The sequence below is a fragment of the Pandoraea sp. 64-18 genome (genome assembly GCF_001899225.1).
Taxonomy (GTDB): Bacteria; Pseudomonadota; Gammaproteobacteria; order Burkholderiales; family Burkholderiaceae; genus Pandoraea; species Pandoraea cepalis.
In genome coordinates this window covers 252430-279354 of record NZ_MKVU01000007.1, presented here as the reverse complement: position 1 = coordinate 279354, position 26925 = coordinate 252430, and the positions used below count along the sequence as shown (strand labels likewise).

Genomic DNA, 26925 nt, shown 5'->3' with positions numbered 1-26925 from the left:
CAACCGGTGCTCAAGCCATGCGAATTTTGTTGGTGGAAGACGATGCGATGATTGCTACGGCCGTCATGAAAGGACTGCGCCAGGACGGCTGGACCGTCGATCATGTCGGCGACGGTCAGCGTGCGCTCGACGTGCTCTCGCTCGAGTCGTACGACGCGCTGCTGCTCGACCTGGGCTTGCCTCGCCGCGACGGTATCGACGTGCTGCGCACGTTGCGCGCGCGCGGCCAGACGTTGCCGGTGCTCATCGCCACGGCGCGCGATGCGGTGGCCGACCGAGTGAAAGGACTCGACGCCGGCGCCGACGATTACCTTGTCAAGCCGTTCGATCTCGACGAGCTGGCGGCGCGGTTGCGTGCGCTGGTGCGACGTCAGGCGGGGCGCAGCGAGCCGTTGCTGCGTCATGGCGGTATCGTGCTCGACCCCGCGACGCGTCAGGTCACGTGCGGCGGCGCGCCGGTGGGGCTCTCCGCACGAGAGTATGCAGTGCTCGAAGCGTTGCTCAATCGGCCGGGCGCGGTGCTGTCGAAGGCGCAACTGGAAGAGCGCATTTATGGCTGGGGAGAAGAAGTGGCGAGCAACGCGGTGGAAGTTCACATCCACGGGCTGCGCAAGAAGCTGGGCGCGGACGCCATTCGTACGGTGCGTGGCGTCGGTTACATGATGCCCGCGCAAACCGGTGAGACGCCGCCTGCCGCCGGCATGACGGCACCGGAGGCGAACTGATGCGCTCGATTCGCCGTCGTCTCCTTTTCGGATTGCTGATCACGCTCGCGGTGGCGCTGCTGCTCGCGGGCATCGCCATCTTCCGCCAGTCGCGCACGGAGGCCAACGCGCTGTTCGATTTCCAGTTGCAGCAAATGGCCCTGTCGCTGCCGGCCGAGCCGTTCTCGAGCGTGCCGGGCGCACACAACGAGTCAGGCGGACTCGTCATCCAGATTTGGAGCCGCAATGGCGTGGAGTTGTACTACTCGCACCCGAGCACGCCGTTGCCGCCGCGCGCGGAACTCGGTTTCACGACCGTGCAGACGCCCGAAGGCGACTGGCGCGTCTATGCGGCGCTCGTGGGCGACAACGTTGTGCAGCTCGCGCAGCCGATGGTCATTCGCGATTCGCTCGCGGTCTCGATGGCGGTGCGCACGCTGTTGCCGCTGGTGGTTGCGATGCCGGTGCTCGCCTTGCTCGTCTGGATCGTGGTGGGGCGCGGCTTGCAGCCGCTGCGTCGCGTGACGAAGGCGCTCGACACGCGTGCGCCGGGGGCGTTGGATGCCTTGCCCGAGGTCGGCTTGCCCGACGAGGTGCGTCCGCTCGTGCGCGCGCTCAATAGTCTGCTCGGCAGACTCGGCGCGTCGCTCGCACAGCAAAAGGCCTTCGTGGCCGACGCCGCGCACGAATTGCGCACGCCGCTCGCCGCGCTGCAACTGCAAGTTCAACTGCTTGACCGTGCCCACACCGACGCGGAGCGGGCCGAGGCGATGCGGGATCTGCGCGACGGCGTGCGACGCGCTTCGCACATGGTGGCCCAATTGCTCACGCTCGCGCGACAGGAGCCGGACGCCGCGCGTGCGGCCGCGGCATTCGTCGAGGTGCCGCTGGCTCCGTTGCTGAGTGAGGTGGTGGCACATCATGCGGCATTGGCGGTGGCGCGAGGGATCGATCTCGGGCTGGACGCTCCCGACGCACTGGCGGCCGTCAGTCGCGTGCACGGCGATGCGAACGCATTGCACACGCTCTTCGGCAATCTGGTCGACAACGCGCTGAAATACACGCCGCGCGGCGGTCATGTCGACGTGCGGCTGGTGGCGGCAACGCCGGCACCGGTCGTGGAAATCGAAGACACTGGGCCGGGCATTGCGCCCACCGAGCGCGAGCGCGTGTTCGACCGGTTCTTCCGCGGCGGTGCGGCATCGGTGGAGGGGGCCGCGCCCGCCCATTCGACGCCGGCGAGCGACGCGACGCAAGACGATGCCGATACCCCGCGTGCGCAGGGCAGCGGCTTGGGGCTGGCGATTGTGCGCAACATCGCGCAGGCGCATGGCGCGCGCGTCGAGTTGTTCGATGCCGCCAACGGCCAGGGGCTTCGCGTTCGCGTGAGCTTCGGCGGCGCGACATCGGCGCCGCCGCCTGCGCTTTGATACGTCTGTCGCACGCGATGTCTCTGGCCCTCACCCCCGTGTCACGCTCGTGACCTTGTCATTGTCGATCGTGAGCGTGCGGCGATCCGGGCGGTAGTCGCGCGTCGTCGGCATGGCTCTGCCATCCTGCGTGCCGATGCGCCACGGGCAACCCTGTAGCATCGATTTGGCTTCGCTGAGCGACTTGCCGACGATGGCCTGATCGGCTGGCGCGTCCGGTGTGCAGGCACTGTTTTGGCTCGGCAGCGGCATCGCGTTCGGCATGGAATCGGCCGGGCCTTGTGTTCCCATCCCATCGCCATGGCCGCCGGGCGCGGCGTGCACCGATGCCGCGAAGGCGAGGCACAACGTAGCTCCGGCGCATCCCATCCAGCGAGCGGCGCGGCCATGTACGGACCGGCGATCAAGCGGCGTGTCGATCGTAGACATCATGATTCTCCTGTAGTCGAAGACTCGCGGCGCGGGATCGCGCCACTTCGCCACCGTAGTCAGCGGAACGCATCATGCGCAAGGCGAACCACGCGAGTTGTCCCTCCAAACGCTTGCTGCCGTAACGCATAGCACTCAGTGCAATGCCCGTTGGCAGCCGATGGGTCACTTTTCAGATCGTCTTAAGGTTGCCTTAAGGGAGCCTCTCTACCATCACAGTCATGTCAAACGTGGTGTCAGTCAGGAGAGACTCATGCGGACCTCGAAGCTCACTCGTACGCTGGTTGCCAGCGCTGTGCTCGTCGCGTTGACGGGCGGCTATGTTGCCGGACGTCAGCACTGGCAGGCGCCGCTTGCCTCGGCGATGGTCGCCGACGCCAATGCGGCCAACCCGGCGACGCCAGCCGCCAATGCACCGAACACCCCGAATACCGCGCCACGCATGCTCGTGCCGGACTTCTCGCAACTGGCGGAACAATACGGACCGGCCGTAGTCAACATTAGTGTGACGCACGATGGGAAACCTTCGGCGGGGGGCGGCGCCACGGCGATGCCGATGCCGCCGGGCATGGATCAGAACGATCCGCTGTTCCAGTTCTTCCGTCACTTTTACGGCGCGCCGGGCAACGACGGTGGCGACGGCAGTGGCGATGGTGGCAGCGCACCGACGCGCAGTCTCGGTTCGGGCTTCATCGTGAGCGCGGACGGCTACATCCTGACCAACGCGCACGTCGTGGACGATGCGAGTCAGGTCACGGTGAAGCTCACCGACAAGCGTGAATTCAAGGCGAAGGTCGTGGGCAGCGACAAGGCGAGCGACGTGGCTTTGCTCAAGATTGCCGCCACGAATCTGCCGACGGTGAAAATCGGCGATCCGTCGAAATCGAAAGCCGGTGAGTGGGTGGTGGCCATCGGGTCGCCGTACGGCTTCGACAACACGGTGACGGCGGGCATCGTGTCGGCAAAGGCGCGTGCGTTGCCGGATGAGAACTACACGCCGTTCATTCAGACGGACGTGCCGGTCAACCCGGGTAACTCGGGCGGACCGCTGTTCAACCTGAACGGCGAAGTCATTGGCATCAACTCGATGATCTATTCGCGTACCGGCGGCTTCCAGGGGCTGTCGTTCGCGATTCCGATCGACATGGCGATGAAGGTCAAGGCGCAGCTCCAGCAGTTTGGCAAGGTGAGCCGTGGCCGCATCGGCGTAACGATTCAGGAAGTGAACCAGTCGCTGGCGAAGTCGTTCGGCTTGCCCAAGCCCGAGGGGGCGCTGGTGTCGTCCATCGACAAGAATGGTCCGGCCGCGAAGTCGGACCTGAAGCCGGGTGACGTGATTCTGGCGGTCAACGGCACGACCATCGAGGACTCGGTGCAGTTGCCGGAGAAGATCGCCGATATGCGTCCGGGCGAGAAGGCGACGCTGACCGTCTGGCGCAATGGTGCGAAGCAGGACGTAAGCGTGACGGTGGCGGCGCTGAACGAGAAGAAGGACGTCGCGAGCACGGACGACTCGGCCACGCATGGCCGGCTGGGACTCGCGGTACGCGACCTCTCGCCGGACGAGAAGCGCGCGGCACAGGTGACGCACGGTTTGCTGGTGGCCCGTGTCGGCGGACCGGCCGAGCAGGCGGGCGTGCAGGCGGGCGACATCATCCTGTCGCTCAACGGCACTCCGGTGACGAGTGCGTCGCAACTGAGCGATAAGCTCAAGAAAGCGGGCAATAATGTCGCGTTGCTCGTACAACGCGACGGGCAACAGATTTTCATCCCGGTCGATCTCGGCTAAGCGCCGGGCGAGGCACTCGCGGGATGCCACGCACTACCTTGTGTGCCGGTGCTCGGCAGCGATGGCTTCACGGCTGCCGCGCCACCGGTGCGATCCTGCATCGTGATGTCATGAACGGGAGGTCGAACATGGGGCAACAATGGCAACGCTGGTCGATGGCAGCCGCGACGGCTGCGGCATTGGTCGGAGGGCTTGGCATATCGGTGGCGCATGCGCAGGGCGGCATGCTGCCGCCGTCGATGCAGCAGGGCGACGTGACCTACGTCTCGGGCGGTATCGACAGCGATCAATCGGGGGCCTTCAAACGCGAAGCGTCTCACTGGCCGCTGTCCATCGAGATGGCGGCTCGCGGCGACGGCGCGAACGAGTACATCGCCGACGCCCAGGTGCAGATCATGCGCGGTAGCAAGACGGTACTCGATGCACGCGCGAAAGGGCCGTTCATGCTAGTGAAGCTGCCGCAAGGCAGTTACACCGTGAAGGCGACGTACGACGGCAAGCCGATGACTAAGAATGTGAAGGTGCCCGCGAAGGGGCATGCAGCGGTAACGTTTCTGTGGCCGCATGACTGATGTGCCGATCGGTCGTGTCGGGTAAAGCGTCACGGAAGACGAGGTAACCCAGGTAGTACTCCGTAGCAACGAGTGAGCGAGTTGCGCCGCCGAAAGGCGGCGTTTTTTTGTTCAATGGAGAGTGGAGGCGGGCGATCAGCGCGGGGCACGCGTCGACGGTCAAACCATGCCGCGGCACACCGAGGCGTTGTCGACGATGGGCTCGTCGGTCGCACGCACGGCGAACGTTTGTTTGACGGCGATGCCGTTTTTGATCGCTGTCATCTCGGCGAGAATGGCCACGGCGATCTCTGCCGGGGTGCGCGCACCCAGATGCATGCCGACCGGCCCGTGCAACCGTTCGATTTCCGCCGAACTCAGATCGAACAGCGACAGCCGTTCGCGGCGTCGCGCGTTGTTCACCCGCGAGCCGATGGCGCCGATGTAGAACGCCGGCGACTTGAGCGCTTCGAGCAACGCCATGTCGTCGAGCTTCGGGTCGTGCGTGAGCGTAAGAACAGCGCTGTGCGAGTCGAGTTGACGCTGCACGATGAGGTCGTCCGGCATCTCGCGAGAAAGTTCGGTGCCGGCCACGTGCCATTCGTCTGCGTATTCGCTGCGCGGGTCGCAAACGATCACGTGATAGTCGAGTGCGCACGCCATGCTCGCAACGTACTTCGAGAGTTGCCCGGCACCGATCACCACGAGCCGATGGCGCGGGCCGTGCGAGGTGATGAGGCGCACGCCGTCGAATTCGAGCGGCGGGGTATGGTGCCCGGGGGCGATGCGCACCGCACCGGAGGTCATGTCGAGTTCGCGCACGACGAGGCGGAATCGCGAGATGGCGTCGAGCAGTTCCGGAATGCGCGAGGCGTCGCGCACCGGCTCCAGCACCAGTTGCAAGGTGCCGCCGCAGGGCAGTCCGAAGCGATGCGCTTCCTCGGCCGTCACGCCGTAGCTGGTGAGTTGCGGGCGATCCTGAGGCCAGTCGCCATCGCGCAGCCGGGCGATCAGGTCGTCCTCGACGCAACCGCCCGACACGGAGCCGACCAAATGGCCATCCTCCCGAATCGCGAGCATCGAGCCCACCGGACGCGGGGCGGAGCCCCACGTGCGAACCACCGTGCCCAGCGTGACGAAAAAGCCCGCTCGGGTCCACTGTACGGCGGACTTCAGCACTTCCAGATCGACACTGTCCATCCCACGGTTCCTTGGTCAATACGCGAGCGGTAGCGCATCGGCCAAGGCATGGGCCGCCGTCATGTCACCGCTCGATGTGATGCGCCGAGTATAGCGCGCCTTGGCTTGCGCTGTATCCCACGGGATATTGCGCTTTGCCGTCCCTTTCCGTGACCTTGCGAAGCCTTCTGCAGTGCGCTGCGGACTGCGGGCGAGCGGTCGCGGCGGTGATCTGGCGCGGGGAACTCGTGTCACAATAGTTCGCAGGTCGAGATGACGTCGCGTGACCGACGAGCGACCGCATCACGTTTGGGGAGGGGGCAATGGAGCTACATGACAGACGGCAATTGCCGGTGGCGCGAGACCTCGCGTGGATCGCGCTGAACGACCCGGGCATCCTGCAAGGGTGCATCCCAGGCTGCGAGTCGATCGAGCGGCTCGACGACACGACGTGGACGATCGTCGTGAGCGTCGCGTCGGGTCCGTTGGGCGGTCGTTGGTCGGGCAGGATCACGGTGACGGACGTCACGGCGCCGACATCCTACACATTGAATGTCGACGCTCTGGGCTCGGCTGCCGGACACACACGAGGCAAGGCGACCATCACGTTGCAAGCGCAAGGACCGATGCACACATTACTGACGTATGACCTCACGACGCACCTGGGCGCCGAGTCCGCGCATCTGGACACGCCCCAGGCGCAGGTGGCCGCCCGCAAGCTCGTTGACGAATGCCTCGCGCGGCTGACGGCGGCCATTGCCCCGCATGCCGCAACGTATCCCCCGACTGCCGCCGACGGCGAAGTGGCCGCCGCACTCGCAACCGATGCCGCGCTGCGCGATATGCCGGCCACGCGCGGCAGGCTGGCACGCTGGTGGCCGTGGGCCGTGGCGGCGCTCATTCTGATCGTCGTCTTCCTGTGGGGCGGCCATGCCAGTTGAGCGTCGTCGAGGCAAGGGGGAAGTCGCGCCCGCCGGGGACTCGCCCGCGCGCAGGCGGCGGGCGACGGTTGCGGCGCTGGAGGCACTGGAAGCCGTGGGGAAAGTGCCGGCGCCGGCCGGCGAGGCGGGCTACGACGTGCGCGTGCGCGTGCGTGATGGCGATACGCCAGTGTTCGGGCCCGGGCGCCTGGCGTTGCTGCGGGCCATCGAAGCGACGGGGTCGATTTCCGCCGCCGCACGCCGCATGGGCATGTCGTACCGGCGTGCGTGGCTGCTCGTCGAAGCGATGAATCACGAATTCCGGGAGCCTCTCGTCACCCGACATATTGGCGGTGTGGCCGGGGGCGGCGCGCAGCTCACGCCGTTCGCGCAGAACCTCGCGGCGCACTACGACACGCTCATCAATGAGATCCGTCTGCTGCTCGACGCCCACGTGCCGACGTTCGACGCGTATCTCAGAAGCGGCACGGCGGATGACCCGGAGACCGAATCGGTACCGTCGCATCGCCCTTGATGCCCGGACTCGCCGAGTATCACGAAAACGTTATTTCTCCGTGAGGACTTCGTCACCGTCTTGAAGTGACACTGGCTCCATCGACGCAAACCCAGCGATGGAGGTCTCCATGTCACCCTTGACGAAATCCGTGCCGCCCGCCGCACTGCCCCCCGTGCGAACCGGTCCGGTCCAGCCGGGTTGGCTGCGCGTCACCCATTGGCTGAATGCGTTGGCCGTCCTCGCGATGGTCACGAGCGGCTGGCGGATCTACAACGCGTCGCCGATCTTCGGCTTTCGTTTTCCCAACGAACTCACGCTGGGCGGCTGGCTGGGCGGTGCGCTGCGGTGGCATTTTGCCGCGATGTGGCTGCTGGCGGCCAACGGGCTCGTCTATCTGCTCTTCAATGTGTCGAGCGGACGCCTGTCGCGTCGCTTCTTTCCGTTGACGTTGCGCGGTGTGGTGCGCGACGCGTTCGCCGCACTGCGTGGCCGACTCGCCCACGACGATCCCCATCAGTACAACCAGGTTCAACGTATCGCGTATCTGTTCGCGGTGCTCGACCTCGTGTTGCTCGTGGCGTCGGGACTCGCGATCTGGAAGCCTGTGCAGCTTGGCTGGCTCTGCGCGCTGTTTGGCGGATTCCAGGGGGCGCGCTGGGTGCATTTTCTCGCGATGGCGGGCCTGGTGGCATTCGTCGCGATTCATGTCGTGATGGTCGCGCTGGTGCCGCGCACGTTGCGCACGATGATTACCGGACGCTGAGTTCGCCGACGACAAGACACGGAGCTGCCATGACCCTCGATCGAAAGCCCAGCCACCTGCCTGCCGACGCACCGGTCGTGCGCGACGGCGAAGCGATTCTGCATGAGGCGCGTGCGCTGATGACGCGCCGCGTGGCCGAGCCCTCGCGCCGCGCGTTTCTGACGCGTACGCTGTCGCTCGGTGGCGTGGCGCTGCTCTCGGGCTGTTCGCTGGACGACAACGCGGGTGTCTCGTCGGCGCTCGACACGATCTCGCGATGGAACGATCGTGTGCAGGCCGCCTTGTTTCGTCAGAATGTATTGGCGCCAACGTTCCCGGCGTCGCGCATCACGCGACCGTTCCCATTCAACGCGTTCTATTCGATGGACGAAGCGCCCGTCGTCGAGGAAAGCGATTACCAACTGGAGTTGTCCGGTCTCATCGCGGACAAGGCCCCTTGGCCGCTTGACGCCTTGCGCCGTTTCGCCGCCCCGCGCGCGGCCGAACAAATCACGCGTCACGTGTGCGTGGAGGGCTGGAGCGCCATTGGCCGCTGGGGCGGGGTGACGTTCGCCGACTTTCTGCGTCGTATCGGTGCGGACACCACGGCACGCTACGTCGGCTTCAAATGCGCCGACGACTACTACACGAGCATCGATATGCCGACGGCGCTGCATCCGCAGACGCTGCTCGCGCTGACCTATGACGGCCAGACGCTACCCAGGGAATACGGATTTCCGATGAAGCTGCGGATTCCCACGAAGCTCGGCTACAAGAATCCCAAGCATATCCGCGCGATTTTCGTGACCAACACGTATCCGGGCGGGTATTGGGAGGACCAGGGCTACAACTGGTTCGGCGGCAGTTGACGCAACCGCTCGACTGCATGATTGACGGAGCACTTGCGTGACGCTCCGGCAAGGCTCACTCACTCTTTGAGGACTACGGCAATGAAAATGCGATATCTGGCGGTCATGACGATGGGATTGGCACTCGGCACCGGCGCCGCGTTCGCGCAGGACGCGATGAGCAAAGGCGATGCGATGTCCAAGGGCGGCGCGATGAGCAAAGGCGATGCGATGAGCAAAGGCGACGCCATGAGCAAGGACATGGACAAGAGCGGGAAGATGTCCAAGGGCGACGCGATGGGCAAGCACGACGCCATGTCGAAGGGCGGTGCGATGAGCAAATCCGATGCCATGGGGAAGAAGGAAAAAGGCGACGCGATGGGCAAGACCCAGTAAGCCAACTGGCGTAGCACGACAAGCCGACAAGGCGTCGCCCCGAATGTACGTGGCGACGCCTTGCGTCGTTTTGGCGCGACGATTGCGCCGCGTCATTGCCAAGCTTGGGCGCATCAGCGCGTCAGGGCGACTGATTTGATGAGCAGGTACACCTCGCGGCCCGGCGCCAGATGCAATTGGTCGGCAGAGAAGCGTGTGATGCGGGCGCGCAGCACGGTCCCGGCCTTGTCGCCGAGCAGTGTGGCACCGACTTCCACCGAATCGCCCAGGTCGCGCAGCGTCGCCACGCGTGCGGCCAGCACGTTCAGCACGCTGATGTCGAGCGGCGGCGACGTGGCGATGGCGACGTCGCGCTCGCGCACGAGAATCCGGCAGGCGTCGCCCGCCTCGCCGCTGGCGCGCGGAACACGCAGCCGAACCGTGTCGCTGCCGTTCACGGCCAGCTCGGTCAGGCCGTAGCGGGCATCATGCGCGACGATGCGTGTCTCCAGCACGGTACCCGGGGACTCCGCGGTGCTGTCGAGCGCGTCGCGATGCAGATTGAGCACGTCGGCCGGCGCCCCTTGAGAGATCGTGCGGCCGTCCTTGAACAACACGACCTGATCGGCCAGTCGCATCACTTCGTCGAGCGAATGGGTGACGTAGAGCACCGGCAGCGCCAACTCGTGACGGATGCGATTGAGGTAGTCGAGCACTTCGAGACGCCGCGCGTGGTCGAGCGAGGCGAGTGGCTCATCCATGAGCAGCAGGCGCGGGCACGACAACAGCGCACGGCCAATCCCCACACGCTGCTTCTCGCCACCGGAGAGCGCGCCCGGGCGACGGCCCAGCAAGTGCCCCAGATTCAGCACGTCGACCACGTGTGCAAGCGCAATCGCACCGGTACCGGCGGCGGCGATATCGCGGCGTCGCATCCAGCGGCCGAACAGCAGATTCTGACGCACGGTCAGATGCGGCAACAGGCGCGCGTCCTGAAACACGTAGCCGATGCGCCGGCGCCATGTCGGCAGCGCGACGTCTGCGCTGCTGTCGAACAAGATGTCGTTGCCGACGACGATGCGACCGGCATCGGGCTTGAGCAGGCCGGACACGGCATTGACGACCGTGCTCTTGCCGCTGCCCGATGGCCCGAACAGCGCCGTCACGCCCATGCCCGCGGCGAACTCGGCATCGAGCGAGAAATCGCCGAAGCGATGCTGGAGTCGCACTTCAACCGTCATGACCGAGCGCCTTGCGGTGGCCGAAGCGGATCAGCACCTCGGAGCCGATCAGTGTGGCGACCGCCAGCACGACCGAGATAGCGCACAGGCGCCAGACCATGGCGTCGCCGTCGGGCACCTGCGTGGCCGTGTAGATCGCCAGCGGCAGCGTCTGCGTTTGTCCGGGAATGTTCGAGACGAACGTGATCGTTGCGCCGAACTCGCCCAGTGCGCGCGCGAACGCGAGCACGAAGCCGTGCAATGCGCCGGTCGCGGTGAGCGGCAAGGTCACCGTCAGAAAGGTGAGCCAGGGGCCTGCGCCAAGCGTCTGTGCTGCCTGTTCGAGTTTTGTGTCGGCCGCGTCGAGCGCTTGTCGGATGGCGCGCACGAGCAGCGGGAATCCCATCACGCCCGCGGCCAGCGCCGCGCCTGTCCAGCGAAACGCGAAGGTGAAATGAAACCATTCGTGCAGCAGCTTGCCGATGGCGCCCTGTGTGCCGAACAGCACGAGCAGCGCGAAGCCGACGACCACCGGCGGCAGCACGAGCGGCAAATGCAGCAGGGCATCGAGCAGCGCTTTGCCGGGGAACTGCCGGCGTGCGAGCAGCCAGGCAGCCGCGTAGGCGAGGGGCAGGCTGCACAGCGTGCCCCACAGGCCGACGCGCAGGCTCAGTTCAACGATGCCCCATTCTTGCGGGGTGAGGTTCATGAAGGATGGGCGGGCGAATTCACGGGCGGGTGAAGCCGAAGCGCTGGAACGTGGCCTGGGCGGCCGGCGTTTGCAGGAATCGGTAGAACGGATCCGCGTCGGCGCGGTTGGCCTGCTTCGTCACCGCCACCGGGTAGACGATCGGGGCATGGCTGTCGGGCGGGAACGTGCCGGCGATGCGCACGCGCTTCTCGGCGTTGGCGTCGGTCTTGTAGACGATGCCGTAGGGCGCTTCGCCACGTGCGACCAGCAACAGCGCGTTACGCACGTTGTCGGCGGCCGCGACCTTGCCTTGCACCTTCGGCCAGAGCCCGAGCTTCTCGAGTGCAGCCTTGCCATAGAGACCCGCCGGTACGTGCGCGGGGTCGCCCATCGCGAGCTTGCCGCTGCCGAGCCTGGTGTCGAGGTCGGTGGCGCCCGGCGTCAGATCGACGTTGCCCGTGGTCGCGGCCGGGGCGATCAGCACGAGCGCGTTGCCGAGCAAGTTGTGACGCGTGCTCGTGTCGATCAGATCGTGCTTCTGCGCGTAGTCCATCCAGTCCTGGTCGGCCGAAATGAATACATCGGCAGGGGCGCCTTTCTCGATTTGACGAGCCAACGTCGAGCTGGCGCCGTAGACGAGCACCGGTGTCTTGCCGGTTTCCTTTGTGTAGGCAGCCGAGACATCGTCGAGCGCGTTTTTCATACTGGCGGCAGCATACACTTGCTGAGCCGCCGCGTGGCCGGCAAACAACAGGCTTGCGCCAACGATGGCGACGCCCAGTGCGCGGTGCAACATCGTGGCGGCTTTGTACGGAGCGTGGGACTTGCGGCGAGCGATTACGACAGTAACGACAGCTTTCACGAACGTGGTCTCCAGCTTAGGTTGGCTCGGCTGACTCGGTATTCGGCGAATGTCGCCGTGAGCCGGCTCATGAATGCAGTCCGGCAGCGAGGCCGGACCACTGGTCGCGCAAGGTGCGCAACGCGTTATGTAGGATTATATATAACGCTGCGACGCTGTACAGGTATACGCCGTATCACGGTGCTCAGATGACCCTCGTAGGGCGCGCGAGAGACCTTTGGGGCGGGCAAAAGGCACACATAGGCGCGCAAAGGCACGTATGGGGGGGTAAGGCAGCGTAAGGGCGTGTAAGCGCGCCTAGAGGTGCGTAGACGTTCGTCAGGCGGCGCTCGGCGGCGGCTCGCTGCCGGCGCGCAACATCGCGGGGCTCGTGCGCAGCATGTCGAAGAAGCCGTCGACCACGGCATCGCACTCCACGCCGAGGTCGTAGTCGGGCAGGAAGAGCCAGTCCGACATCATGCCGACCACGAGCGCGTGCAACATGATCGCTGCGCGGCGCGTGTCGAGCGCCTGGGGGAGTTGACCGCGCTCGATCGCGCGTTCCATATCTCGCATGATGCGCTGCTTGCCGTCGGCGCACGCTTCGCGCTGACGTTCGAGCACCGACAGCATCTCGTTGGTGTATTCGCACTTGTGAAACAGAATGTCGAGCACGCGACGGCGGCGCTCATTACGCGCCGTCTCCCTGAGCACGAGCTTGCAGATCTCGTGCATGCGCGCCATCGGGTCACCGTCCTGGGGCTCCGTGCATTCCTCGTCGATCATGCGTTCCATCGGCAGACGGATGCGATCCGTCATGGCGTTAAACAGGTCGATCTTGTTCTTGAAGTGCCAATAAATGGCGCCGCGGGTCAGGCCGGCGGCCTCGGCGATGTCGGCGAGCGACGTACGCGATACCCCTTTCTGTGCAAACACCGTCTCGGCGGTGTCTAGCAACAGATTACGGGTCTCGATCGCTTCCTCTTTGGTTCTGCGGGCCATCGTCGTGTCACAGGGGCGGCGGAAATTTGCGAAATGCAGTGGAATGAAACGTAACGAGCGCCGCACATTGATGCGACGCAATATGATTTACATACATTCATGAATGTATCTATAATAGCAGCCGCTTGCTCTATTGCACAGGGAACATTTAAGCTCCTTCGTCTAAGGGAAACACCTCACTGATCCCAGGGAGCGAATTGACCGGGGCGCGCCGCGCGGTTTAGGGCAGGATTCGCCTGCTCACCCGCCGGGGCCCCGGAGCCTGTTCGACGATCTCACATGAGTGCCAGCGCGCGCGGTTCGCCGCGCCGGGGACGTCTTCTTGGCCGCCTTCCGGGCCTGTCTCCGGGGGCCCGCATTCCGGGCCTCAGGCACTTCCGACCCGCCTCTGCGCGACGGGATTGCGGACGGGCCTTTGCCGCCGCAATCGTACGCAACGTACTTGTCATTTTGTTTGACCGCATTCCATTTATCGGGGGCGTATATGCACGTCAAGAGAAGTTCACTGGGGATGGTCACTGCCGTCGCACTCGCGGTGTTGGCCTTGGCAGCATGCGGCAAGAAGCCGCCGCCGCCGCAGGCCATGGTGCCGGAAGTCGGCGTCGTGACGCTGCAATCCCAGAACGTAACGCTGACGACCGACCTGCCCGGACGCACCTCGCCCTTCCGCGTGGCCGATGTTCGCGCGCGCGTCGACGGCATCGTGCTCAAGCGCGATTTCACCGAAGGCGGTGACGTCAAGGCGGGCCAGCGTCTGTACAAGATCGATCCGGCCACGTATCAGGCCGCGTATGAAAACGCCAAGGCAACGCTGGCGAAGGCCGTGGCGAATCAGGCGTCGACGAAACTGCTGGCCGATCGCTACAAGCAACTCGTGGCCGTCGAGGCGGTGTCCAAGCAGGATTACGACAACGCCGTTGCCGCATCGCTGCAAGCCGACGCCGAAGTGCAGGCCGGCAAGGCGGCCGTCGACACGGCGAAGATCAACCTCGGCTACACCGACGTGCCGGCGCCGATTTCGGGCCGCACAGGGTTGTCGCAGGTCACGGAAGGCGCCTACGTGCAGGCAGGGGCCGCCACGCTGATGACGACCGTTCAGCAGATCGATCCGATGTATGTGGACGTGACGCAATCGGCGGCGCAAGGGTTGCGCCTGCGTCGTGCGCTGGCCGAGGGCAAGCTGCAAAGCGCGGGCAAGAACGCCGCCAAGGTGGAACTGACCCTGGAAGACGGCACGACGTACCCGCTCGAAGGCAAGCTGCAGTTCTCCGACATTACCGTCGATCAGACGACCGGCTCGGTGACCGTGCGTGCCATCTTCCCGAACCCGAACCGCGAGTTGTTGCCCGGCATGTTCGTGCACGCGAAGCTGCAGGAAGGCGTGAAGGAGGGCGGTCTGCTCGTGCCGCAGCAGGGGGTCACGCGTGATCAGAAGGGCCAGCCGACGGCACTGATCGTGAACAAGGAAGGCAAGGTCGAGTTGCGTCAGCTTGTCACCGATCGCGCGATCGGCAACATGTGGCTGGTGAGTGCGGGTCTGGCCGCCGGCGATCAGGTGATCGTGTCGGGTCTTCAAAAGGTGCGCCCGGGCGCGCCGGCGAAGGCGGTTCCGGCGCAGTTGCCGGGGGCTGAGGCGCCTGCAGGTGCCAGTGCACCGGCAGCGGCCGCCCCCGCCTCGGGCGCCAAAGCTCAATAACGCGGAGCCTCTTTCATGGCAAAGTTTTTTATCGATCGCCCGATCTTTGCTTGGGTGATCGCGATCGTCATTATGCTTGCCGGTGCGCTTTCGATCCTGAAGCTGCCGGTTTCGCAGTACCCGCCGATCGCCCCGCCGTCCGTTCAGATCACTGCCGTTTATCCGGGCGCTTCCGCACAGACCGTGCAGGATACGGTCACGCAGGTGATCGAGCAGCAGATGAACGGTATCGACAACCTCGAGTACATGTCGTCGACCTCCGACGGCTCGGGTACCGCTCAGATCACGCTGACCTTCGCGCAAGGCACGAATCCGGACATCGCGCAGGTGCAGGTGCAGAACAAGCTGCAACTCGCCACGCCGCTGCTTCCGCAGCAGGTGCAGCAGCAGGGCATCAAGGTCGCCAAGGCGACCAAGAACTTCCTGCTGGTGATCGGCGCGTATTCCGACGACGGCAAACTGACCGACATCGACCTCGCGAACTATCTGGCCGCCAACGTGCAGGATCCGATCAGCCGTGTGAACGGCGTCGGTCAGGTCCAGCTCTTCGGTGCGCAGTACGCCATGCGTGTGTGGGTCGATCCGCAGAAGCTCAACGGCTACAACCTGACGATCCTCGACGTCTCGAGCGCCATCCAGGCGCAGAACGTGCAGGTCTCGGCGGGCGAGCTGGGGGGCGCGCCGGCGGTGAAGGGCCAGCAGCTCAACGCCACGGTGATGGCGCAGAGCCGCTTGCAGACGCCGGAGCAGTTCCGCCAGATCCTGCTCAAGGTCAACAAGGACGGCTCGCAAGTGCGTCTGGGCGATGTCGCTCGCGTGGAGCTGGGCGGTGAATCGTACCAGGTGGTCGCGCGCTATAACGGCAAGCCGGCGGCGGGTCTCGCGGTCACGCTGGCCACGGGCGCCAACGCGCTGCAAACGGCCACGGCGGTCAAGCAGAAGGTGGCGGACCTCGCACAGTACTTCCCGACGGGCATGAAGGCCGACTTCCCGTACGACACCACGCCGTTCGTGAAGATCTCGATCGAGGAAGTGATCAAGACCCTCATCGAAGGTATCGTGCTCGTGTTCCTCGTGATGTATCTGTTCCTGCAGAACCTGCGGGCGACGATCATTCCGACGATTGCCGTGCCGGTGGTGTTGCTCGGTACGTTCGGCATCATGGGCGCGGCGGGTTTCTCCATCAACACGCTGTCGATGTTCGGGCTGGTGCTCGCCATCGGTTTGTTGGTGGACGATGCGATCGTGGTGGTGGAAAACGTCGAGCGGGTGATGTCCGAAGAGGGGCTGAGTCCGAAGGAAGCGACGAAAAAGGCCATGAGCCAGATCGTCGGTGCGCTGGTGGGGGTGGCGCTCGTGCTCTCGGCGGTGTTCGTGCCGATGGCGTTCTTCGGCGGCTCGACCGGCGCCATCTATCGCCAGTTCTCGCTGACCATCGTGGCGGCCATGGCGCTGTCGGTGCTCGTGGCCATCGTGCTCACGCCGGCGATGTGCGCCACGATTCTCAAGCCCATCAAGAAGGGCGAAGTGCATGAGAAGCGCGGCTTCTTCGGCTGGTTCAACCGCACGTTCGACAACAGCTCGAAAAAGTACCAGAGCCAGGTGGAGCGCATTCTCAAGCGCAGCACGCCGTTCCTGATCGTCTACGTGGTGATCGTGGCCGTCGTGGGCTTCCTGTTCGTGCGTATGCCGACCGCGTTCTTGCCTGACGAAGACCAGGGCTACTTCTTCAACCTCGTGCAATTGCCGCCGGGCGCGACGCAGGAGCGTACGCTCGACGTGATGAAGCAGGTCGAGAAGCACTATCTGGAGAATGAAAAGGACGCCGTGCGTTCGATCTTCACGGTGACGGGCTTCGGCTTCAACGGCCGCGGTCAGAACGTGGGTCTCGCGTTCACGATGATGAAGCCGTGGGATGAGCGTCAGTCGGCCGATCTCAAGGTGCAGTCGGTCATCGCACGGGCGTACCGGGCGTTCGCCGGCATGAAGGACGCGATGGTCTTCGCGATCAACCCGCCGTCGGTGCCGGAACTCGGTAACGCAGGCGGTATCGACTTCGAGTTGCAGGATCGCGCGGGTCTCGGCCACGACGCGCTCATGGCCGCCCGTAATCAGTTGCTGGGCATGGCGGCGAAGAACCCGAACCTTGCGAACATGCGTCCGAACGGACTCGACGATACGCCGCAGTACAAGGTGGACGTCGACGAAGAAAAGGCCGCCGCGCTGGGGCTGTCGATTGCCGATGTGTACTCCACGCTCTCGGCGTCCTGGGGGTCGTCGTACGTGAACGACTTTATCGATCGCGGTCGCGTGAAGAAGGTGTACGTGATGGCGGAAGCGAAGGATCGCATGCTGCCGCAGGACATCAACAAACTTTACGTCCGTAATTCGAGCGGGGCCATGGTGCCGTTCTCGGCCTTCGCCACGGGGCAGTGGATTTATGGCTCGCCGCGTCTGGAGCGCTACAACGGGGTGCCTGCCGTGGAAATTCAGGGCATGCCGGCACCGGGCAAGTCGTCGGGCGACGCCATGAAGGCGATCGAGGAAATTGCGAAGCAACTCCCGACGGGTATCGGTCTGGAGTGGACGGGGCTGTCGTTCGAAGAGCGCATCTCCGGCTCGCAGGCGCCGGCGCTCTACGCCATTTCGATCCTGATCGTGTTCCTGTGTCTGGCGGCCTTGTACGAAAGCTGGTCGATCCCGTTCTCGGTGATTCTGGTGGTGCCCTTGGGGGTGTTGGGGGCGTTGCTCGCCGCGACCCTGCGTGGCTTGTCCAACGACGTATACTTCCAGGTGGGTCTGCTGACCACGGTGGGGCTGTCGGCGAAGAACGCGATTCTGATCGTGGAATTCGCCAAGGACCTCCAGGAGCAGGGCCGCACCCTGATGGAAGCGACGATGGAGGCGGTGCGCCTGCGTCTGCGACCGATTCTGATGACGTCAATGGCGTTCGTGCTCGGCGTGTTGCCGCTGGCGATCTCCAACGGCGCGGGCTCGGCTTCGCAGCACGCGATCGGGACGGGCGTGATCGGCGGTATGCTGGCGGCGACGTTCCTTGCGATCTACTACGTGCCCGTCTTCTTCGTGCTGGTGCGCAAGCGCTTCGCGCATGAAGACCTGGACACCGTGGAGCATCCGGAAGCGCGCAAGCCGAACCCGGACGCCACCGAAGGCCCCGCCAAGGAAGGAAACTGAGCTATGAAGCACAAAGCATTGTCGATTGCCTTGGCGGCAGCGTCCCTGGCAGGCTGTACCCTGGCGCCGCATTATGAGCGGCCCGAGGCGCCGGTCGCCACGACGTTCCCCACTGGTCCGGCCTACAAGACGCCTGGCGCGGCAAACCAGAACGGCACCGCGGGCAGCAGTAGCGTGGCGGCGGCCGATTTGGGCTGGCGCGATTTCTTTACCGATCCCCGCCTGCAGAAGTTGATTGAGATCGCGCTGCAGAACAACCGCGATCTGCGCGTCTCGATGCTCAACGTCGAAGCCGCGCGTGCGCAGTATCAGATCCAGCGTTCCGCGTTGCTGCCCTCGGTGGGGGTGGCAGGGCAGGGGTCGGTTCAGCGCACGCCGGGGGACCTGACGTCCTCCGGGCGGGCCAGCATCAGCCGCAGCTACCAGGTAGGCGTAGGCTTTACGTCATACGAACTCGATCTGTTCGGTCGTATCCAGAGCCTGAAGGATCAGGCATTGGAGACGTATCTGGCCAGCGAGGACACGGCCAAGACGGCCCACATCACGCTGATCTCGGAAGTGGCGACGGCCTACCTCACCTGGTTGGCCGATCAGGATCTGCTCAAACTGACGGCCGACACGCTCAAGAGCCAGGAGTCGTCGTATCAGCTGACCAAGCGTAGCTTCGACGTGGGGACGGCCTCGGGGCTCGATCTGCGACAGGCGCAAACGCCGGTCGATGCGGCGCGGGCGAATCTGGCGCAGTACACGCGCCAGGTCGCGCAGGACGAGAACGCGCTCGCGCTGCTCATCGGTCAGCCGTTACCGGCGGACTTACCGCCGGGACGTCCGCTCGACGGGCAAGGCCTGCTCACCGATCTCCCCGCCGGGCTGCCGTCCGATTTGCTGCTGCGTCGCCCTGACGTGACGGCGGCCGAGCACACGCTCAAGGGCGCCAACGCTAACATCGGCGCGGCGCGTGCCGCGTTCTTCCCGTCGATCTCGCTCACGGCGAGCGCGGGGACGGCGAGCGCGTCGCTGGGCAATCTGTTCAAGGGCGGGCAGGGCGCATGGTCGTTCGCACCGACCATCACGCTGCCGATTTTCGCGGGCGGGCAGAATCTGGCCAATCTCGATCTGGCCAAGGTGAAAAAGCGCATCGAGATCGCCAACTACGAGAAGGCGATTCAGACGGCGTTCCGCGAAGTGTCCGACGGGCTGGCCGCACGCGGCACGCTCGACGATCAAATCGCCGCGCAGGAGTCACTCGTCAAGGCGAGCGACGAGAGCTACAAGCTCTCGGACCTGCGGTATCGCAATGGCGTGGATAGTTACCTGAACGCGCTCGTCTCGCAACGCTCGCTGTATGCGGCGCAGCAGACACTGATCGCGACGCGTCTGTCGCGCTGGACCAACCTCGTTACGCTGTACAAGGCGCTCGGAGGCGGTTGGGAAGAGCACACCGCACCGGCCAGCGCGGGGGCGGCATCGGCACCGGCGGCACCCGCATCGTGATCGTGTCGCGAGGCAGGCGCGCGGCGTGATTGGCGCAAATGTCTCGCGACGGTGCAAGGTTTGACGATCGAGACGCCCGGCAATACGCCGGGCGTTTTACGTTCGGGCGTCGTGTTTCGCGGTAAACAAGCTCAGTTCCCGAGAGGTTTAGACGCTGGGTTCTACGCTCGCCCCTACCTGGCATACCGCTTCGTCGATATCCTAGTTCGCGTTGTATTCGCAACACCCCGAGCGTCGACGCGAGCGTTTGCATGACGTTGCCGACGCGACGCGCGGGGCACTTATAAGCTGACCGTTTTTCCAGGGAGAGACACCATGAGCGATCTTCAAACGCGCTTCGACGAGGCCGTAGCCCAATCCAAGGCGCTGCCCGAGCGCCCCGACAATTTCACGTTGCTGCGGATCTACGCGCTCTTCAAACAAGGCACGGAAGGCGACGTGTCCGGTGCGCGTCCCGGCATCACGGATTTTGTCGGGCGTGCCAAGTTCGACGCCTGGGAGATGCTCAAGGGCAAGTCGAAAGAAGAGGCACAGGAAGCGTATGTCGCACTTGTCGATGAGTTGAAGGGATAAGGTTGCCGGGGGCGGCAATGACGCGATGAAGCGGCGTAGAGTCCCCTCGGTACGACGCGCCAACAGACGGCGACTTCGGTCGCCGTTTTTTTATGGGCGTTTGCGTGATGGCGGGCATGCGTTGCGTATGAGCAGTGAGGTGGCGCATGACGGGGCGGGTTTTGCGGCGGTGTCCGATTGGCGTTTCGTCGACCGTGCGCGACGATGGACGCGTCATCAACGAGACGAGGTATCGAACCATGAGACAGGATCGCCGACACCCCATGCGCTTGACCGACCGGCATACGCTTCGCGATGCGTTGACCCATCGCGCCCGGACGCGCTCGCGGCGAGGTCACGGTATGCCGCCGTTCGACGCGGGCCGAAGCCGGCGGCGGGGAGCGCAGCCCTGGACACCGCCCGCCTCGGTGCCACCGAGGCAGGCGCCGATGAAGGGGCGGCCGCAGTGCGGTGTGCGGCGCAGGGCATTGGCACGGGGCGCGACACTGCTCGACGTCATGTTTGCCGTGCTGGCGCTGACGGCCGGTGCGCAGGGCTTTGCACGATGGCAGGCCGCCGGGGGAATGTCATCTGCCGAACTCGCATCGACGCCGAACGTGACGATGATGGCCTTGCCAGCCCCGGGGGCGGCACTGTCGCGACCCCCAGCGGCGGGCGATGCGTGGCTCGCTCTCGGTCAACCATGAGCGCGCCGCGCGGCGACTGGGGCGATGGCTGGCGCAAACGTCGCATGACTGGCTTCACGTTGCTCGAGGTGGTACTGGCGATGCCGCTGGGCTTGCTGGTCGTCATGGCGGCGACGGCGATCTATCTCGCGGGCATTCGCTTGTGGCGAGTGCAGGCCGAGCGATACGACGTCAACGAGCGTGCCATCTTCGCGCTGACACAGCTCACGCGTGCCGTTGGTATGGCCGGATATCGAAACTGGGACCCGATGGAAGGCGCGATCCGATTGCCCGGGCAAGGGGTGAGAGACTGGCCGTCGCTGCGTGTCGGCGCCGAGTGTGCGCTCACGGCCGACAACTGTTCGCGGTTCGGATGGCAGGGCAGTGCGCTGCTGGAGGTGCAATTTCACGGGGCGGGCTTTTTGCTGGGCAATGGGGCTGTGCACAATTGCGGCGGGTACCGCGTGAAAGCCACGGGACGGCTGGACGAACGTCAACTCAGCATCTTCTATGTGGACAAGGGAGAAGACGCGATTCCCTCGCTTTACTGCCGCTACGGTGAGCGTCAGGCGACGGCGACCGATCTGCGCCGCCCGGAAGTGCTGGTCATGGGGGTGGAGGCCATGTACATCCGATTGGGGTTGCGTGACCGAGGGGCCGGGGGCTTGCGTTGGGTCGCGCCGGGCACGCGGATGCGGAACCGACCCGCGCGCCCGCCGGCCGGCGAGCGGGGATGGGAGAACGTGGCGGCGGTCGCGTTTTCGTTGGTGATGCGCGGGGCGCCGCGTCGCGGTGGCAAGCCGCGGGCAGTGAGCGTGATCGAAGTGTTCGACGCGGCGACCGGCGGTCGTGAGTTCAAGCGACTGGGCAACGCTGGCGACGTCCATTTACATGTGTTCAATGCGGTGGCCTATCGTCGCAACGACGGTGGCGTGGGGGAGGAGGCCGAATGGTTGGCGTCTTCATTGTGATGTGGTTGGCCGCCCTGATGGCACTGGCCGCCTCCGGCATGCAGCATCGCCAATTGGCGAACCGTTTCGTCGCGTACACGAACGATCGTGTCGGGGCGTTTGCCGCAGCCGACAAGGCGCTTGCCGAGGCGCGCGACTGGCTTACCGACGGCGCACAGGCCGCGGAGATCGCGAGCATGTCGGCGTTCGACGCCGGGCCGAATGGGGTGCTGGCGGCGAGCCATCGGGGCGACGTCTGGTATCCAAAACGCGTGCCGCGATGGCGGACAGTCGAGTGGAGTGGCAGTGGAGCGGTCGTCAAACGGCATAAGGCAAGCTACTTCATCGAGCGAATCGCGTTGTCCGCCTATTGGACCGACGACGCAGCAAAGCGCGATGCGTCGGTGCGACGCTATCGGGTCAGTGCGATGGGATGTGGCGACTTGCCCGGGACGCGTGTCTACCTGCAGGCGATCTATGAGGTTCGTCGTCGCGAGCAGGAGGTTCGTCCCGGTGGGGGACGCGGATCGGATGCTTCGCGTTCGTCGTATTCGTCGCGCGCATTGAGTTGGCGCGAGGTGGTGACGTGGCACGACGATGCCGTGGGAAAGTCCACGCACGGCGCTCAGCGTGAGTCTTGCGATGCATCATGATCCGCGGGCGATGTCGGGCATCACGCCGCTGGAGTGTGTTGTCGCGGTGGCGGTGCTTGCCGTGGCGCTGCTGGCGGTCGCGCCTTCCATCGAGGCCGTTCGCCGCCGCGTGGGGGTCGATATCACGGCGCGCGCCTTCCTGGCGTCGATGCAGGCCGCGCGAGCGGAAGCCCTGGCGCGCCACCGGCGCGTGGCGATAGCACCGCACGATGGCGGGGCGCTGAGCGGCGGCTGGGTGACGTTCGTGGACGAAAATCGGAATCATCGCTTCGACGCGGGGGATCAATTGCTGGCGCGACATGCGCCGTTGCCACCGGGAGTACACATCGAAGCGGACTGGGCGCTGTACTACACGGAAGGGCTGGCGTTCGCGGAAAGCGGTTTCATACGAACCGAGCGCGACAAATGGCTCTCGGGGACGGTGCGGATCGAGGGGCACGAGCGTCGCATCTGCATCACGATCAATGCCTATGGCCGCGCCCGCATGTCACGTCGGTGCGCCGCCGCGCCGCGATGATGCCATGACCGCGCGCCGTCATGCAGTCATGCAGTCATGCGGGCGTGGCGTCGAGAAGTGGTGTTGCCGTCATGTCCTGAGGCATAAGGGGGCGTGCCCATTACATGACGGGGGGGATGCCGGCGTCGTTCGCGTTGGCGTGGGGGCTGTTTGTGGCGGACGCGGCAGTGGCGTGTGCCGCGTTGGGTTCATCGGCTTGCGGCGCTGACGGCTTCGTCGAGTCCTGCCAGAGCTTGATGCCTTGCCATGCGAGTACGCCGAGGCCGCCCCACTTGAGACCGCGACGAACAACGCGTCCGACGGGGGTATGCGACAAGCCGGTGAGCGCAAGCGAGGCCACCGAGCTGACCAGGGGGTAGCGCTCGAGCAGACCGCCGAGTTTGAGCCCGGAGTTCGCGAGGCCCCCAAGCCCGGCGAACTTCGCGAGGCCGCCCGGCAACAGGTAGCGCACCCAACGGAAATTGCGGAAACGCTCGCGCGTCACGTGCGCGGCCTGGATCAGTTCGGCGCGCTCGACGGCGATGCGCGTGAGCACCAGCTCCTTGCGAATGGCGAGGAGATCGTGGCGCGAGCGTCGTGACGGTCGCGGGCGGCGAGGGCGGTTCGGTTCGAGCGGCACGGGCAGATCTCCTTCAGTCCGGACGCAGCGCGTCGCGATCCTTTTCGAACTCGGCCAGCGTGGCCTCGAACGGCATCGGCGCATCACGCAGAATGTTGCGCGCACGCACGGCGCACCACCCCGCCAGCACCAGATACACGGCAAAGATGCCGGTCATGGCCTGAAGACGGTAGGTGTCCCAGAAAATCACGATCACCAGCGCGGTGAGCGACACCAGAGCGAGCACGCCGAAGAGCATCGCGGCCAGGCCGAGGAAAGCCACGCCCATCAGGCGCTCCTTCTCCTCGGTCAACTCGATGCCGATCAGTTCGATGCGCGACTGTACGATCTCGAGCAACGCACCGGCAAGGCGCCGCAGCGAAGGCCGCGGCGGGGTCGTGCGATCATTGTCGGTCATGGGGTGGGCTTGGCGGCCCACCTGACCCGTCGCGCCGGTCAGGTGGACTCCGCCTTGGGCAGAGTAGGCGAGGAAGTGACTTGCGTCGGCGTAACTTACTTACGGTTGAGCAGGAGGCCGATCACCACGCCGATGCCGGCGGCAATGCCCACGGCTTGCCACGGATGGTCGTGAACGTAGTCGTCGGTCACGCGCGCCGCCTGCTTGCTCTTCTCCACGACGACAACCTGCACGTCGGAGGCTTTTTCCTTGGCCTGCTTGAGCAGCGCCAGGGCCTTGTCGCTCAGTTCGGAGGCACGCTCACCGGTCGTGTTGGCGGCTTGCTTGAGCAGATCTTCGGCGTCGGCCAATACGGATTTGATATCGGTCATGAACTTCTCCTTGTTGGTAGGGACTTGCGACATGGTCGTTACCCGATTTTGGGAGGAAAATGCGAGAGGGATATGAGTCACATCGTAACGCGTTCAATGCGTCGTTGCCAGAAAACAACGTCCCAACCGCCTTATATTTCGAATAATTATTTGCACCAAATTTTTTATTCGTTCTGGCAAAGGTTAGCATCCTTTAGTCTTTACCCCACTGAGTTGACGGATCTCAAGGAGACTGTAAATGACATTGCGTTTGGGTGACATTGCCCCCGATTTCGAGCAAGACTCGTCGGTTGGCAAAATCAAGTTCCACGAATTTCTCGGCGACAGCTGGGGGGTGCTCTTCTCGCACCCGGCCGATTACACGCCGGTGTGCACGACCGAGCTCGGTCTGACCGCCAAACTCAAGGGTGAGTTCGAAAAGCGCAACGTAAAGGCCATCGCATTGTCGGTGGACGATGCCGAGTCGCACAAAGGCTGGATCAACGACATTAACGAAACGCAGCACACGACGGTCAACTTTCCGATCCTCGCCGACGGCGATCGCAAGGTGTCGCAGCTCTATGACATGATCCATCCGAACGCCAGCGAAACCGTGACCGTTCGCTCGCTGTTCGTGATCGATCCGAAGAAGAAGGTGCGCCTGACCATTACGTATCCGGCCAGCACGGGGCGCAACTTCGACGAAATCCTGCGCGTGATCGATTCGCTGCAACTGACCGATAACTACTCGGTGGCGACGCCGGGTAACTGGAAAGATGGCGAAGACGTCGTGATCGTACCGTCGATCAAGGACGAAGCCGTGCTGAAGGAGAAATTCCCGAAGGGCTACAAGGTCGTGCGTCCCTACCTGCGTCTCACGCCGCAGCCGAACAAGTAATCCGGCTTGCATGTCGGAACGCTGTCGACGAATGTCGACGTTGTTCGACGGACGCTGAAACGGAAAATGCCAGCGCGAGAGCGCTGGCATTGTTGTTTGGTACGCGCCGTCGCCCGGGGGATTGACGGCCCGCGACTTGCGGCCTGAGAAACGACGCGTACCAGACAAGTGCCCTACGCCGCGCGAGCGACGCGCGGTGTAGGGTATTGAACCCATCCAATCGATCGAATCGATCGATTGGATGTGATGCGACGACAATCAGAAGAACGCCTGGATGCCGGTCTGTGCGCGCCCGAGGATCAGGGCGTGAATGTCGTGTGTGCCTTCGTAGGTGTTGACTACTTCGAGGTTCACCAGATGGCGGGCGATGCCGAACTCATCGGAGATGCCGTTGCCCCCTAGCATGTCGCGCGCGAGACGGGCAACATCAAGGGCCTTGCCGCACGAGTTGCGCTTCATGATCGAGGTGATCTCGACGGCGGCGGTGCCCTCGTCCTTCATGCGCCCCAGGCGCAGGCAGCCTTGCAGACCCAACGTAATTTCCGTCTGCATGTCGGCCAGTTTCTTCTGGATCAACTGATTGGCGGCGAGCGGGCGACCGAACTGCTGACGGTCGAGCACATACTGGCGTGCTGTGTGCCAGCAGAATTCGGCGGCACCCAGTGCACCCCAGGCGATGCCGTAGCGGGCCGAGTTCAGGCAGGTGAACGGGCCCTTCAGGCCAGAGACGCCCGGCATCAGATTCTCTTCGGGCACGAACACCTGGTCCATCACGATCTCGCCGGTGATCGACGCCCGCAGACCGACCTTGCCGTGAATCGCCGGGGCGGAGAGCCCCTGCCAGCCCTTTTCCAGAATAAAGCCGCGAATCTTCTCCTCGCCACTCTCGTCGGCGAGCTTGCCCCAGACGACGAAGACGTCAGCGATCGGTGAGTTGGTGATCCACATCTTGCTGCCGCTCAACTCATAGCCACCGGCGACCTTCTTGGCGCGCGTGGTCATGCCGGCGGGGTCGGAACCGTGGTTGGGTTCCGTCAGGCCAAAGCAGCCGATCCATTCGCCGCTGACCAGCTTCGGCAGGTACTTCTGCTTCTGCGCTTCGCTGCCGAATTCGAAGATTGGCACCATGACGAGCGACGACTGCACCGACATCATCGAACGATAGCCCGAATCCACGCGTTCGACTTCACGCGCAATCAGGCCGTAGGCCACATAGTTCAAGCCCGGGCCACCGTAGGCTTCAGGAATCGTCGGGCCGAGCAGGCCGATCTCGCCCATCTCGCGGAAGATGGCCGCGTCGGTGCGCTCGTGACGAAACGCCTCGAGCACGCGCGGTGCGAGCTTGTCGTTCGCGTAGGCGGCTGCCGCGTCGCGAATCATGCGCTCCTCGCTGGTGAGCTGCGCATCGAGCAACAGCGGATCTTCCCATTGAAACTGTGCATTGCCTGCCATGACCTATCTCCTCCGATGTTCTCGAAAAATGCGCTGACACAATTCTCGTCGGCCCCGCCTGATCGGCCGGCGGACCTTGTGGCCACCCGAACCCATGACGTGCTCCGACTTGACTAAAGTTCCGCAATGCGGAACAATGTTCCAAAACTGAAGTTAGTTTAACACTAAAATTTTTGGCTCGGCAACGGTCACTTGTTGCGCGGGTCGCCCCTTTTTGATGCGGAGCGC

Annotated in this window: 27 protein-coding genes; 17 read left to right on the top strand and 10 right to left on the bottom strand. The window is 64.5% G+C overall.

Annotation, left to right across the window (positions count from 1 at the left end; translation table 11 throughout):
• The first annotated feature begins 17 nt into the window (after positions 1 to 17).
• Both BGP02_RS06705 and BGP02_RS06700 read left to right on the top strand, forming a co-directional pair.
• Positions 18 to 725 carry a response regulator gene (locus BGP02_RS06705; protein WP_017231841.1) on the top strand — a complete coding sequence of 236 codons (708 nt, stop codon included), beginning with the start codon at positions 18 to 20 and terminating at the stop codon, positions 723 to 725.
• On the top strand, positions 725 to 2134 hold the full coding sequence (locus BGP02_RS06700) for an ATP-binding protein (protein WP_017231840.1): 1410 nt from the start codon (positions 725 to 727) through the stop codon (positions 2132 to 2134). The genes BGP02_RS06705 and BGP02_RS06700 overlap by 1 nt, the downstream gene beginning before the upstream one ends.
• A gap of 30 nt (positions 2135 to 2164) precedes the next feature.
• On the opposite strand, the gene BGP02_RS06695 is transcribed toward BGP02_RS06700, so the two are convergent.
• Positions 2165 to 2566, bottom strand: a complete 402-nt coding sequence (locus tag BGP02_RS06695; protein WP_157211327.1) for a hypothetical protein — start codon at positions 2564 to 2566, stop codon at positions 2165 to 2167.
• A 250-nt stretch (positions 2567 to 2816) separates the two neighbouring features.
• Between BGP02_RS06695 and BGP02_RS06690 the strand changes: the two genes are divergently transcribed.
• Positions 2817 to 4352, top strand: coding sequence for a DegQ family serine endoprotease (locus tag BGP02_RS06690; RefSeq protein ID WP_017231838.1), 1536 nt, complete (start codon positions 2817 to 2819; stop codon positions 4350 to 4352).
• Between the two features lie 128 nt (positions 4353 to 4480).
• On the top strand, positions 4481 to 4924 hold the full coding sequence (locus BGP02_RS06685) for a carboxypeptidase regulatory-like domain-containing protein (protein WP_017231837.1): 444 nt from the start codon (positions 4481 to 4483) through the stop codon (positions 4922 to 4924).
• Between the two features lie 159 nt (positions 4925 to 5083).
• Here BGP02_RS06685 and BGP02_RS06680 read toward each other — a convergent pair whose 3' ends face one another.
• On the bottom strand, positions 5084 to 6103 hold the full coding sequence (locus BGP02_RS06680; RefSeq protein WP_150563473.1) for an XdhC family protein: 1020 nt from the start codon (positions 6101 to 6103) through the stop codon (positions 5084 to 5086).
• A gap of 302 nt (positions 6104 to 6405) precedes the next feature.
• On the opposite strand from BGP02_RS06680, the gene BGP02_RS06675 reads away from it, so the two are divergent.
• The 5 genes from BGP02_RS06675 (at position 6406) to BGP02_RS06655 (ending at position 9505) form a co-directional block, all read left to right on the top strand.
• The gene (locus BGP02_RS06675; protein WP_150563472.1) at positions 6406 to 7023 is read left to right on the top strand and encodes an SRPBCC family protein; all 618 of its coding nucleotides are present in this window, start codon (positions 6406 to 6408) and stop codon (positions 7021 to 7023) included.
• Positions 7013 to 7537: a winged helix-turn-helix domain-containing protein gene (locus tag BGP02_RS22330; RefSeq protein WP_353744094.1), complete on the top strand. Its 525-nt coding sequence runs from the start codon at positions 7013 to 7015 to the stop codon at positions 7535 to 7537. Before BGP02_RS06675 ends, BGP02_RS22330 begins: the two co-directional genes overlap by 11 nt.
• 109 nt (positions 7538 to 7646) lie before the next feature.
• Positions 7647 to 8282, top strand: coding sequence for a cytochrome b/b6 domain-containing protein (locus BGP02_RS06665; protein ID WP_286798237.1), 636 nt, complete (start codon positions 7647 to 7649; stop codon positions 8280 to 8282).
• Between the two features lie 29 nt (positions 8283 to 8311).
• Positions 8312 to 9130 carry a molybdopterin-dependent oxidoreductase gene (locus tag BGP02_RS06660; protein WP_017231647.1) on the top strand — a complete coding sequence of 273 codons (819 nt, stop codon included), beginning with the start codon at positions 8312 to 8314 and terminating at the stop codon, positions 9128 to 9130.
• An 81-nt stretch (positions 9131 to 9211) separates the two neighbouring features.
• The gene (locus BGP02_RS06655; protein WP_017231648.1) at positions 9212 to 9505 is read left to right on the top strand and encodes a hypothetical protein; all 294 of its coding nucleotides are present in this window, start codon (positions 9212 to 9214) and stop codon (positions 9503 to 9505) included.
• Positions 9506 to 9618: 113 nt separating this feature from the next.
• Here BGP02_RS06655 and modC read toward each other — a convergent pair whose 3' ends face one another.
• From modC to BGP02_RS06635, 4 genes are all read right to left on the bottom strand, one after another.
• On the bottom strand, positions 9619 to 10725 hold the full coding sequence (gene modC, locus BGP02_RS06650) for a molybdenum ABC transporter ATP-binding protein (RefSeq protein ID WP_017231649.1): 1107 nt from the start codon (positions 10723 to 10725) through the stop codon (positions 9619 to 9621).
• Positions 10715 to 11413 carry a molybdate ABC transporter permease subunit gene (modB, locus tag BGP02_RS06645; protein ID WP_017231650.1) on the bottom strand — a complete coding sequence of 233 codons (699 nt, stop codon included), beginning with the start codon at positions 11411 to 11413 and terminating at the stop codon, positions 10715 to 10717. The genes modC and modB overlap by 11 nt, the downstream gene beginning before the upstream one ends.
• A 19-nt stretch (positions 11414 to 11432) precedes the next feature.
• The gene (modA, locus tag BGP02_RS06640) at positions 11433 to 12257 is read right to left on the bottom strand and encodes a molybdate ABC transporter substrate-binding protein (protein WP_232424484.1); all 825 of its coding nucleotides are present in this window, start codon (positions 12255 to 12257) and stop codon (positions 11433 to 11435) included.
• A gap of 318 nt (positions 12258 to 12575) precedes the next feature.
• The gene (locus tag BGP02_RS06635) at positions 12576 to 13238 is read right to left on the bottom strand and encodes a TetR family transcriptional regulator (RefSeq protein ID WP_026131538.1); all 663 of its coding nucleotides are present in this window, start codon (positions 13236 to 13238) and stop codon (positions 12576 to 12578) included.
• A gap of 484 nt (positions 13239 to 13722) precedes the next feature.
• Between BGP02_RS06635 and BGP02_RS06630 the strand changes: the two genes are divergently transcribed.
• From BGP02_RS06630 to BGP02_RS06600, 7 genes are all read left to right on the top strand, one after another.
• The gene (locus tag BGP02_RS06630; RefSeq protein ID WP_026131539.1) at positions 13723 to 14934 is read left to right on the top strand and encodes an efflux RND transporter periplasmic adaptor subunit; all 1212 of its coding nucleotides are present in this window, start codon (positions 13723 to 13725) and stop codon (positions 14932 to 14934) included.
• A 15-nt stretch (positions 14935 to 14949) separates the two neighbouring features.
• The gene (locus BGP02_RS06625; protein ID WP_017231654.1) at positions 14950 to 18129 is read left to right on the top strand and encodes an efflux RND transporter permease subunit; all 3180 of its coding nucleotides are present in this window, start codon (positions 14950 to 14952) and stop codon (positions 18127 to 18129) included.
• A gap of 3 nt (positions 18130 to 18132) precedes the next feature.
• Positions 18133 to 19623: an AdeC/AdeK/OprM family multidrug efflux complex outer membrane factor gene (gene adeC, locus BGP02_RS06620; protein ID WP_017231655.1), complete on the top strand. Its 1491-nt coding sequence runs from the start codon at positions 18133 to 18135 to the stop codon at positions 19621 to 19623.
• A 315-nt stretch (positions 19624 to 19938) separates the two neighbouring features.
• Positions 19939 to 20196 (top strand): acyl-CoA-binding protein, encoded by a 258-nt coding sequence (locus tag BGP02_RS06615; protein ID WP_017231656.1) that lies wholly within the window; start codon positions 19939 to 19941, stop codon positions 20194 to 20196.
• Between the two features lie 682 nt (positions 20197 to 20878).
• A complete protein-coding gene (locus tag BGP02_RS06610) occupies positions 20879 to 21832 on the top strand; it encodes a PilW family protein (protein ID WP_286798236.1) in 954 nt (317 codons plus the stop codon).
• Entirely contained in the window at positions 21811 to 22464 is a 654-nt protein-coding gene (locus BGP02_RS06605; RefSeq protein ID WP_286798235.1) for a hypothetical protein, read from the top strand. The genes BGP02_RS06610 and BGP02_RS06605 overlap by 22 nt, the downstream gene beginning before the upstream one ends.
• The gene (locus BGP02_RS06600; RefSeq protein WP_286798234.1) at positions 22454 to 22981 is read left to right on the top strand and encodes a GspH/FimT family protein; all 528 of its coding nucleotides are present in this window, start codon (positions 22454 to 22456) and stop codon (positions 22979 to 22981) included. The genes BGP02_RS06605 and BGP02_RS06600 overlap by 11 nt, the downstream gene beginning before the upstream one ends.
• Positions 22982 to 23081: 100 nt before the next feature.
• Here the strand turns inward: BGP02_RS06600 and BGP02_RS06595 are convergent, their stop codons facing one another.
• The 3 genes from BGP02_RS06595 to BGP02_RS06585 all read right to left on the bottom strand — a co-directional run bounded on the left by BGP02_RS06595 (position 23082) and on the right by BGP02_RS06585 (position 24401).
• Positions 23082 to 23600 carry a DUF3318 domain-containing protein gene (locus BGP02_RS06595; RefSeq protein WP_286798233.1) on the bottom strand — a complete coding sequence of 173 codons (519 nt, stop codon included), beginning with the start codon at positions 23598 to 23600 and terminating at the stop codon, positions 23082 to 23084.
• A gap of 13 nt (positions 23601 to 23613) precedes the next feature.
• Positions 23614 to 23997, bottom strand: coding sequence for a phage holin family protein (locus tag BGP02_RS06590; RefSeq protein ID WP_017231662.1), 384 nt, complete (start codon positions 23995 to 23997; stop codon positions 23614 to 23616).
• Between the two features lie 95 nt (positions 23998 to 24092).
• The gene (locus tag BGP02_RS06585) at positions 24093 to 24401 is read right to left on the bottom strand and encodes an ElaB/YgaM/YqjD family protein (protein WP_026131540.1); all 309 of its coding nucleotides are present in this window, start codon (positions 24399 to 24401) and stop codon (positions 24093 to 24095) included.
• Positions 24402 to 24606: 205 nt separating this feature from the next.
• On the opposite strand from BGP02_RS06585, the gene BGP02_RS06580 reads away from it, so the two are divergent.
• Positions 24607 to 25245 carry a peroxiredoxin gene (locus BGP02_RS06580; protein ID WP_017231664.1) on the top strand — a complete coding sequence of 213 codons (639 nt, stop codon included), beginning with the start codon at positions 24607 to 24609 and terminating at the stop codon, positions 25243 to 25245.
• 258 nt (positions 25246 to 25503) lie between these two features.
• Here the strand turns inward: BGP02_RS06580 and BGP02_RS06575 are convergent, their stop codons facing one another.
• The gene (locus tag BGP02_RS06575) at positions 25504 to 26697 is read right to left on the bottom strand and encodes an acyl-CoA dehydrogenase (RefSeq protein WP_268566736.1); all 1194 of its coding nucleotides are present in this window, start codon (positions 26695 to 26697) and stop codon (positions 25504 to 25506) included.
• Positions 26698 to 26925 lie beyond the last annotated feature (228 nt).

Excerpts from the sequence above, each read along its gene's own strand:
- BGP02_RS06705 (WP_017231841.1), top strand. The coding sequence starts at position 18 with ATGCGAATTTTGTTGGTGGAAGACGATGCGATGATTGCTACGGCCGTC.
- BGP02_RS06700 (WP_017231840.1), top strand. The coding sequence starts at position 725 with ATGCGCTCGATTCGCCGTCGTCTCCTTTTCGGATTGCTGATCACGCTC.
- BGP02_RS06695 (WP_157211327.1), bottom strand. The coding sequence starts at position 2,566 with ATGATGTCTACGATCGACACGCCGCTTGATCGCCGGTCCGTACATGGC.
- BGP02_RS06690 (WP_017231838.1), top strand. The coding sequence starts at position 2,817 with ATGCGGACCTCGAAGCTCACTCGTACGCTGGTTGCCAGCGCTGTGCTC.
- BGP02_RS06685 (WP_017231837.1), top strand. The coding sequence starts at position 4,481 with ATGGGGCAACAATGGCAACGCTGGTCGATGGCAGCCGCGACGGCTGCG.
- BGP02_RS06680 (WP_150563473.1), bottom strand. The coding sequence starts at position 6,103 with ATGGACAGTGTCGATCTGGAAGTGCTGAAGTCCGCCGTACAGTGGACC.
- BGP02_RS06675 (WP_150563472.1), top strand. The coding sequence starts at position 6,406 with ATGGAGCTACATGACAGACGGCAATTGCCGGTGGCGCGAGACCTCGCG.
- BGP02_RS22330 (WP_353744094.1), top strand. The coding sequence starts at position 7,013 with ATGCCAGTTGAGCGTCGTCGAGGCAAGGGGGAAGTCGCGCCCGCCGGG.
- BGP02_RS06665 (WP_286798237.1), top strand. The coding sequence starts at position 7,647 with ATGTCACCCTTGACGAAATCCGTGCCGCCCGCCGCACTGCCCCCCGTG.
- BGP02_RS06660 (WP_017231647.1), top strand. The coding sequence starts at position 8,312 with ATGACCCTCGATCGAAAGCCCAGCCACCTGCCTGCCGACGCACCGGTC.
- BGP02_RS06655 (WP_017231648.1), top strand. The coding sequence starts at position 9,212 with ATGAAAATGCGATATCTGGCGGTCATGACGATGGGATTGGCACTCGGC.
- modC (WP_017231649.1), bottom strand. The coding sequence starts at position 10,725 with ATGACGGTTGAAGTGCGACTCCAGCATCGCTTCGGCGATTTCTCGCTC.
- modB (WP_017231650.1), bottom strand. The coding sequence starts at position 11,413 with ATGAACCTCACCCCGCAAGAATGGGGCATCGTTGAACTGAGCCTGCGC.
- BGP02_RS06635 (WP_026131538.1), bottom strand. The coding sequence starts at position 13,238 with ATGGCCCGCAGAACCAAAGAGGAAGCGATCGAGACCCGTAATCTGTTG.
- BGP02_RS06630 (WP_026131539.1), top strand. The coding sequence starts at position 13,723 with ATGCACGTCAAGAGAAGTTCACTGGGGATGGTCACTGCCGTCGCACTC.
- BGP02_RS06625 (WP_017231654.1), top strand. The coding sequence starts at position 14,950 with ATGGCAAAGTTTTTTATCGATCGCCCGATCTTTGCTTGGGTGATCGCG.
- adeC (WP_017231655.1), top strand. The coding sequence starts at position 18,133 with ATGAAGCACAAAGCATTGTCGATTGCCTTGGCGGCAGCGTCCCTGGCA.
- BGP02_RS06615 (WP_017231656.1), top strand. The coding sequence starts at position 19,939 with ATGAGCGATCTTCAAACGCGCTTCGACGAGGCCGTAGCCCAATCCAAG.
- BGP02_RS06610 (WP_286798236.1), top strand. The coding sequence starts at position 20,879 with ATGAGCGCGCCGCGCGGCGACTGGGGCGATGGCTGGCGCAAACGTCGC.
- BGP02_RS06605 (WP_286798235.1), top strand. The coding sequence starts at position 21,811 with ATGGTTGGCGTCTTCATTGTGATGTGGTTGGCCGCCCTGATGGCACTG.
- BGP02_RS06600 (WP_286798234.1), top strand. The coding sequence starts at position 22,454 with ATGCATCATGATCCGCGGGCGATGTCGGGCATCACGCCGCTGGAGTGT.
- BGP02_RS06590 (WP_017231662.1), bottom strand. The coding sequence starts at position 23,997 with ATGACCGACAATGATCGCACGACCCCGCCGCGGCCTTCGCTGCGGCGC.
- BGP02_RS06585 (WP_026131540.1), bottom strand. The coding sequence starts at position 24,401 with ATGTCGCAAGTCCCTACCAACAAGGAGAAGTTCATGACCGATATCAAA.
- BGP02_RS06580 (WP_017231664.1), top strand. The coding sequence starts at position 24,607 with ATGACATTGCGTTTGGGTGACATTGCCCCCGATTTCGAGCAAGACTCG.
- BGP02_RS06575 (WP_268566736.1), bottom strand. The coding sequence starts at position 26,697 with ATGGCAGGCAATGCACAGTTTCAATGGGAAGATCCGCTGTTGCTCGAT.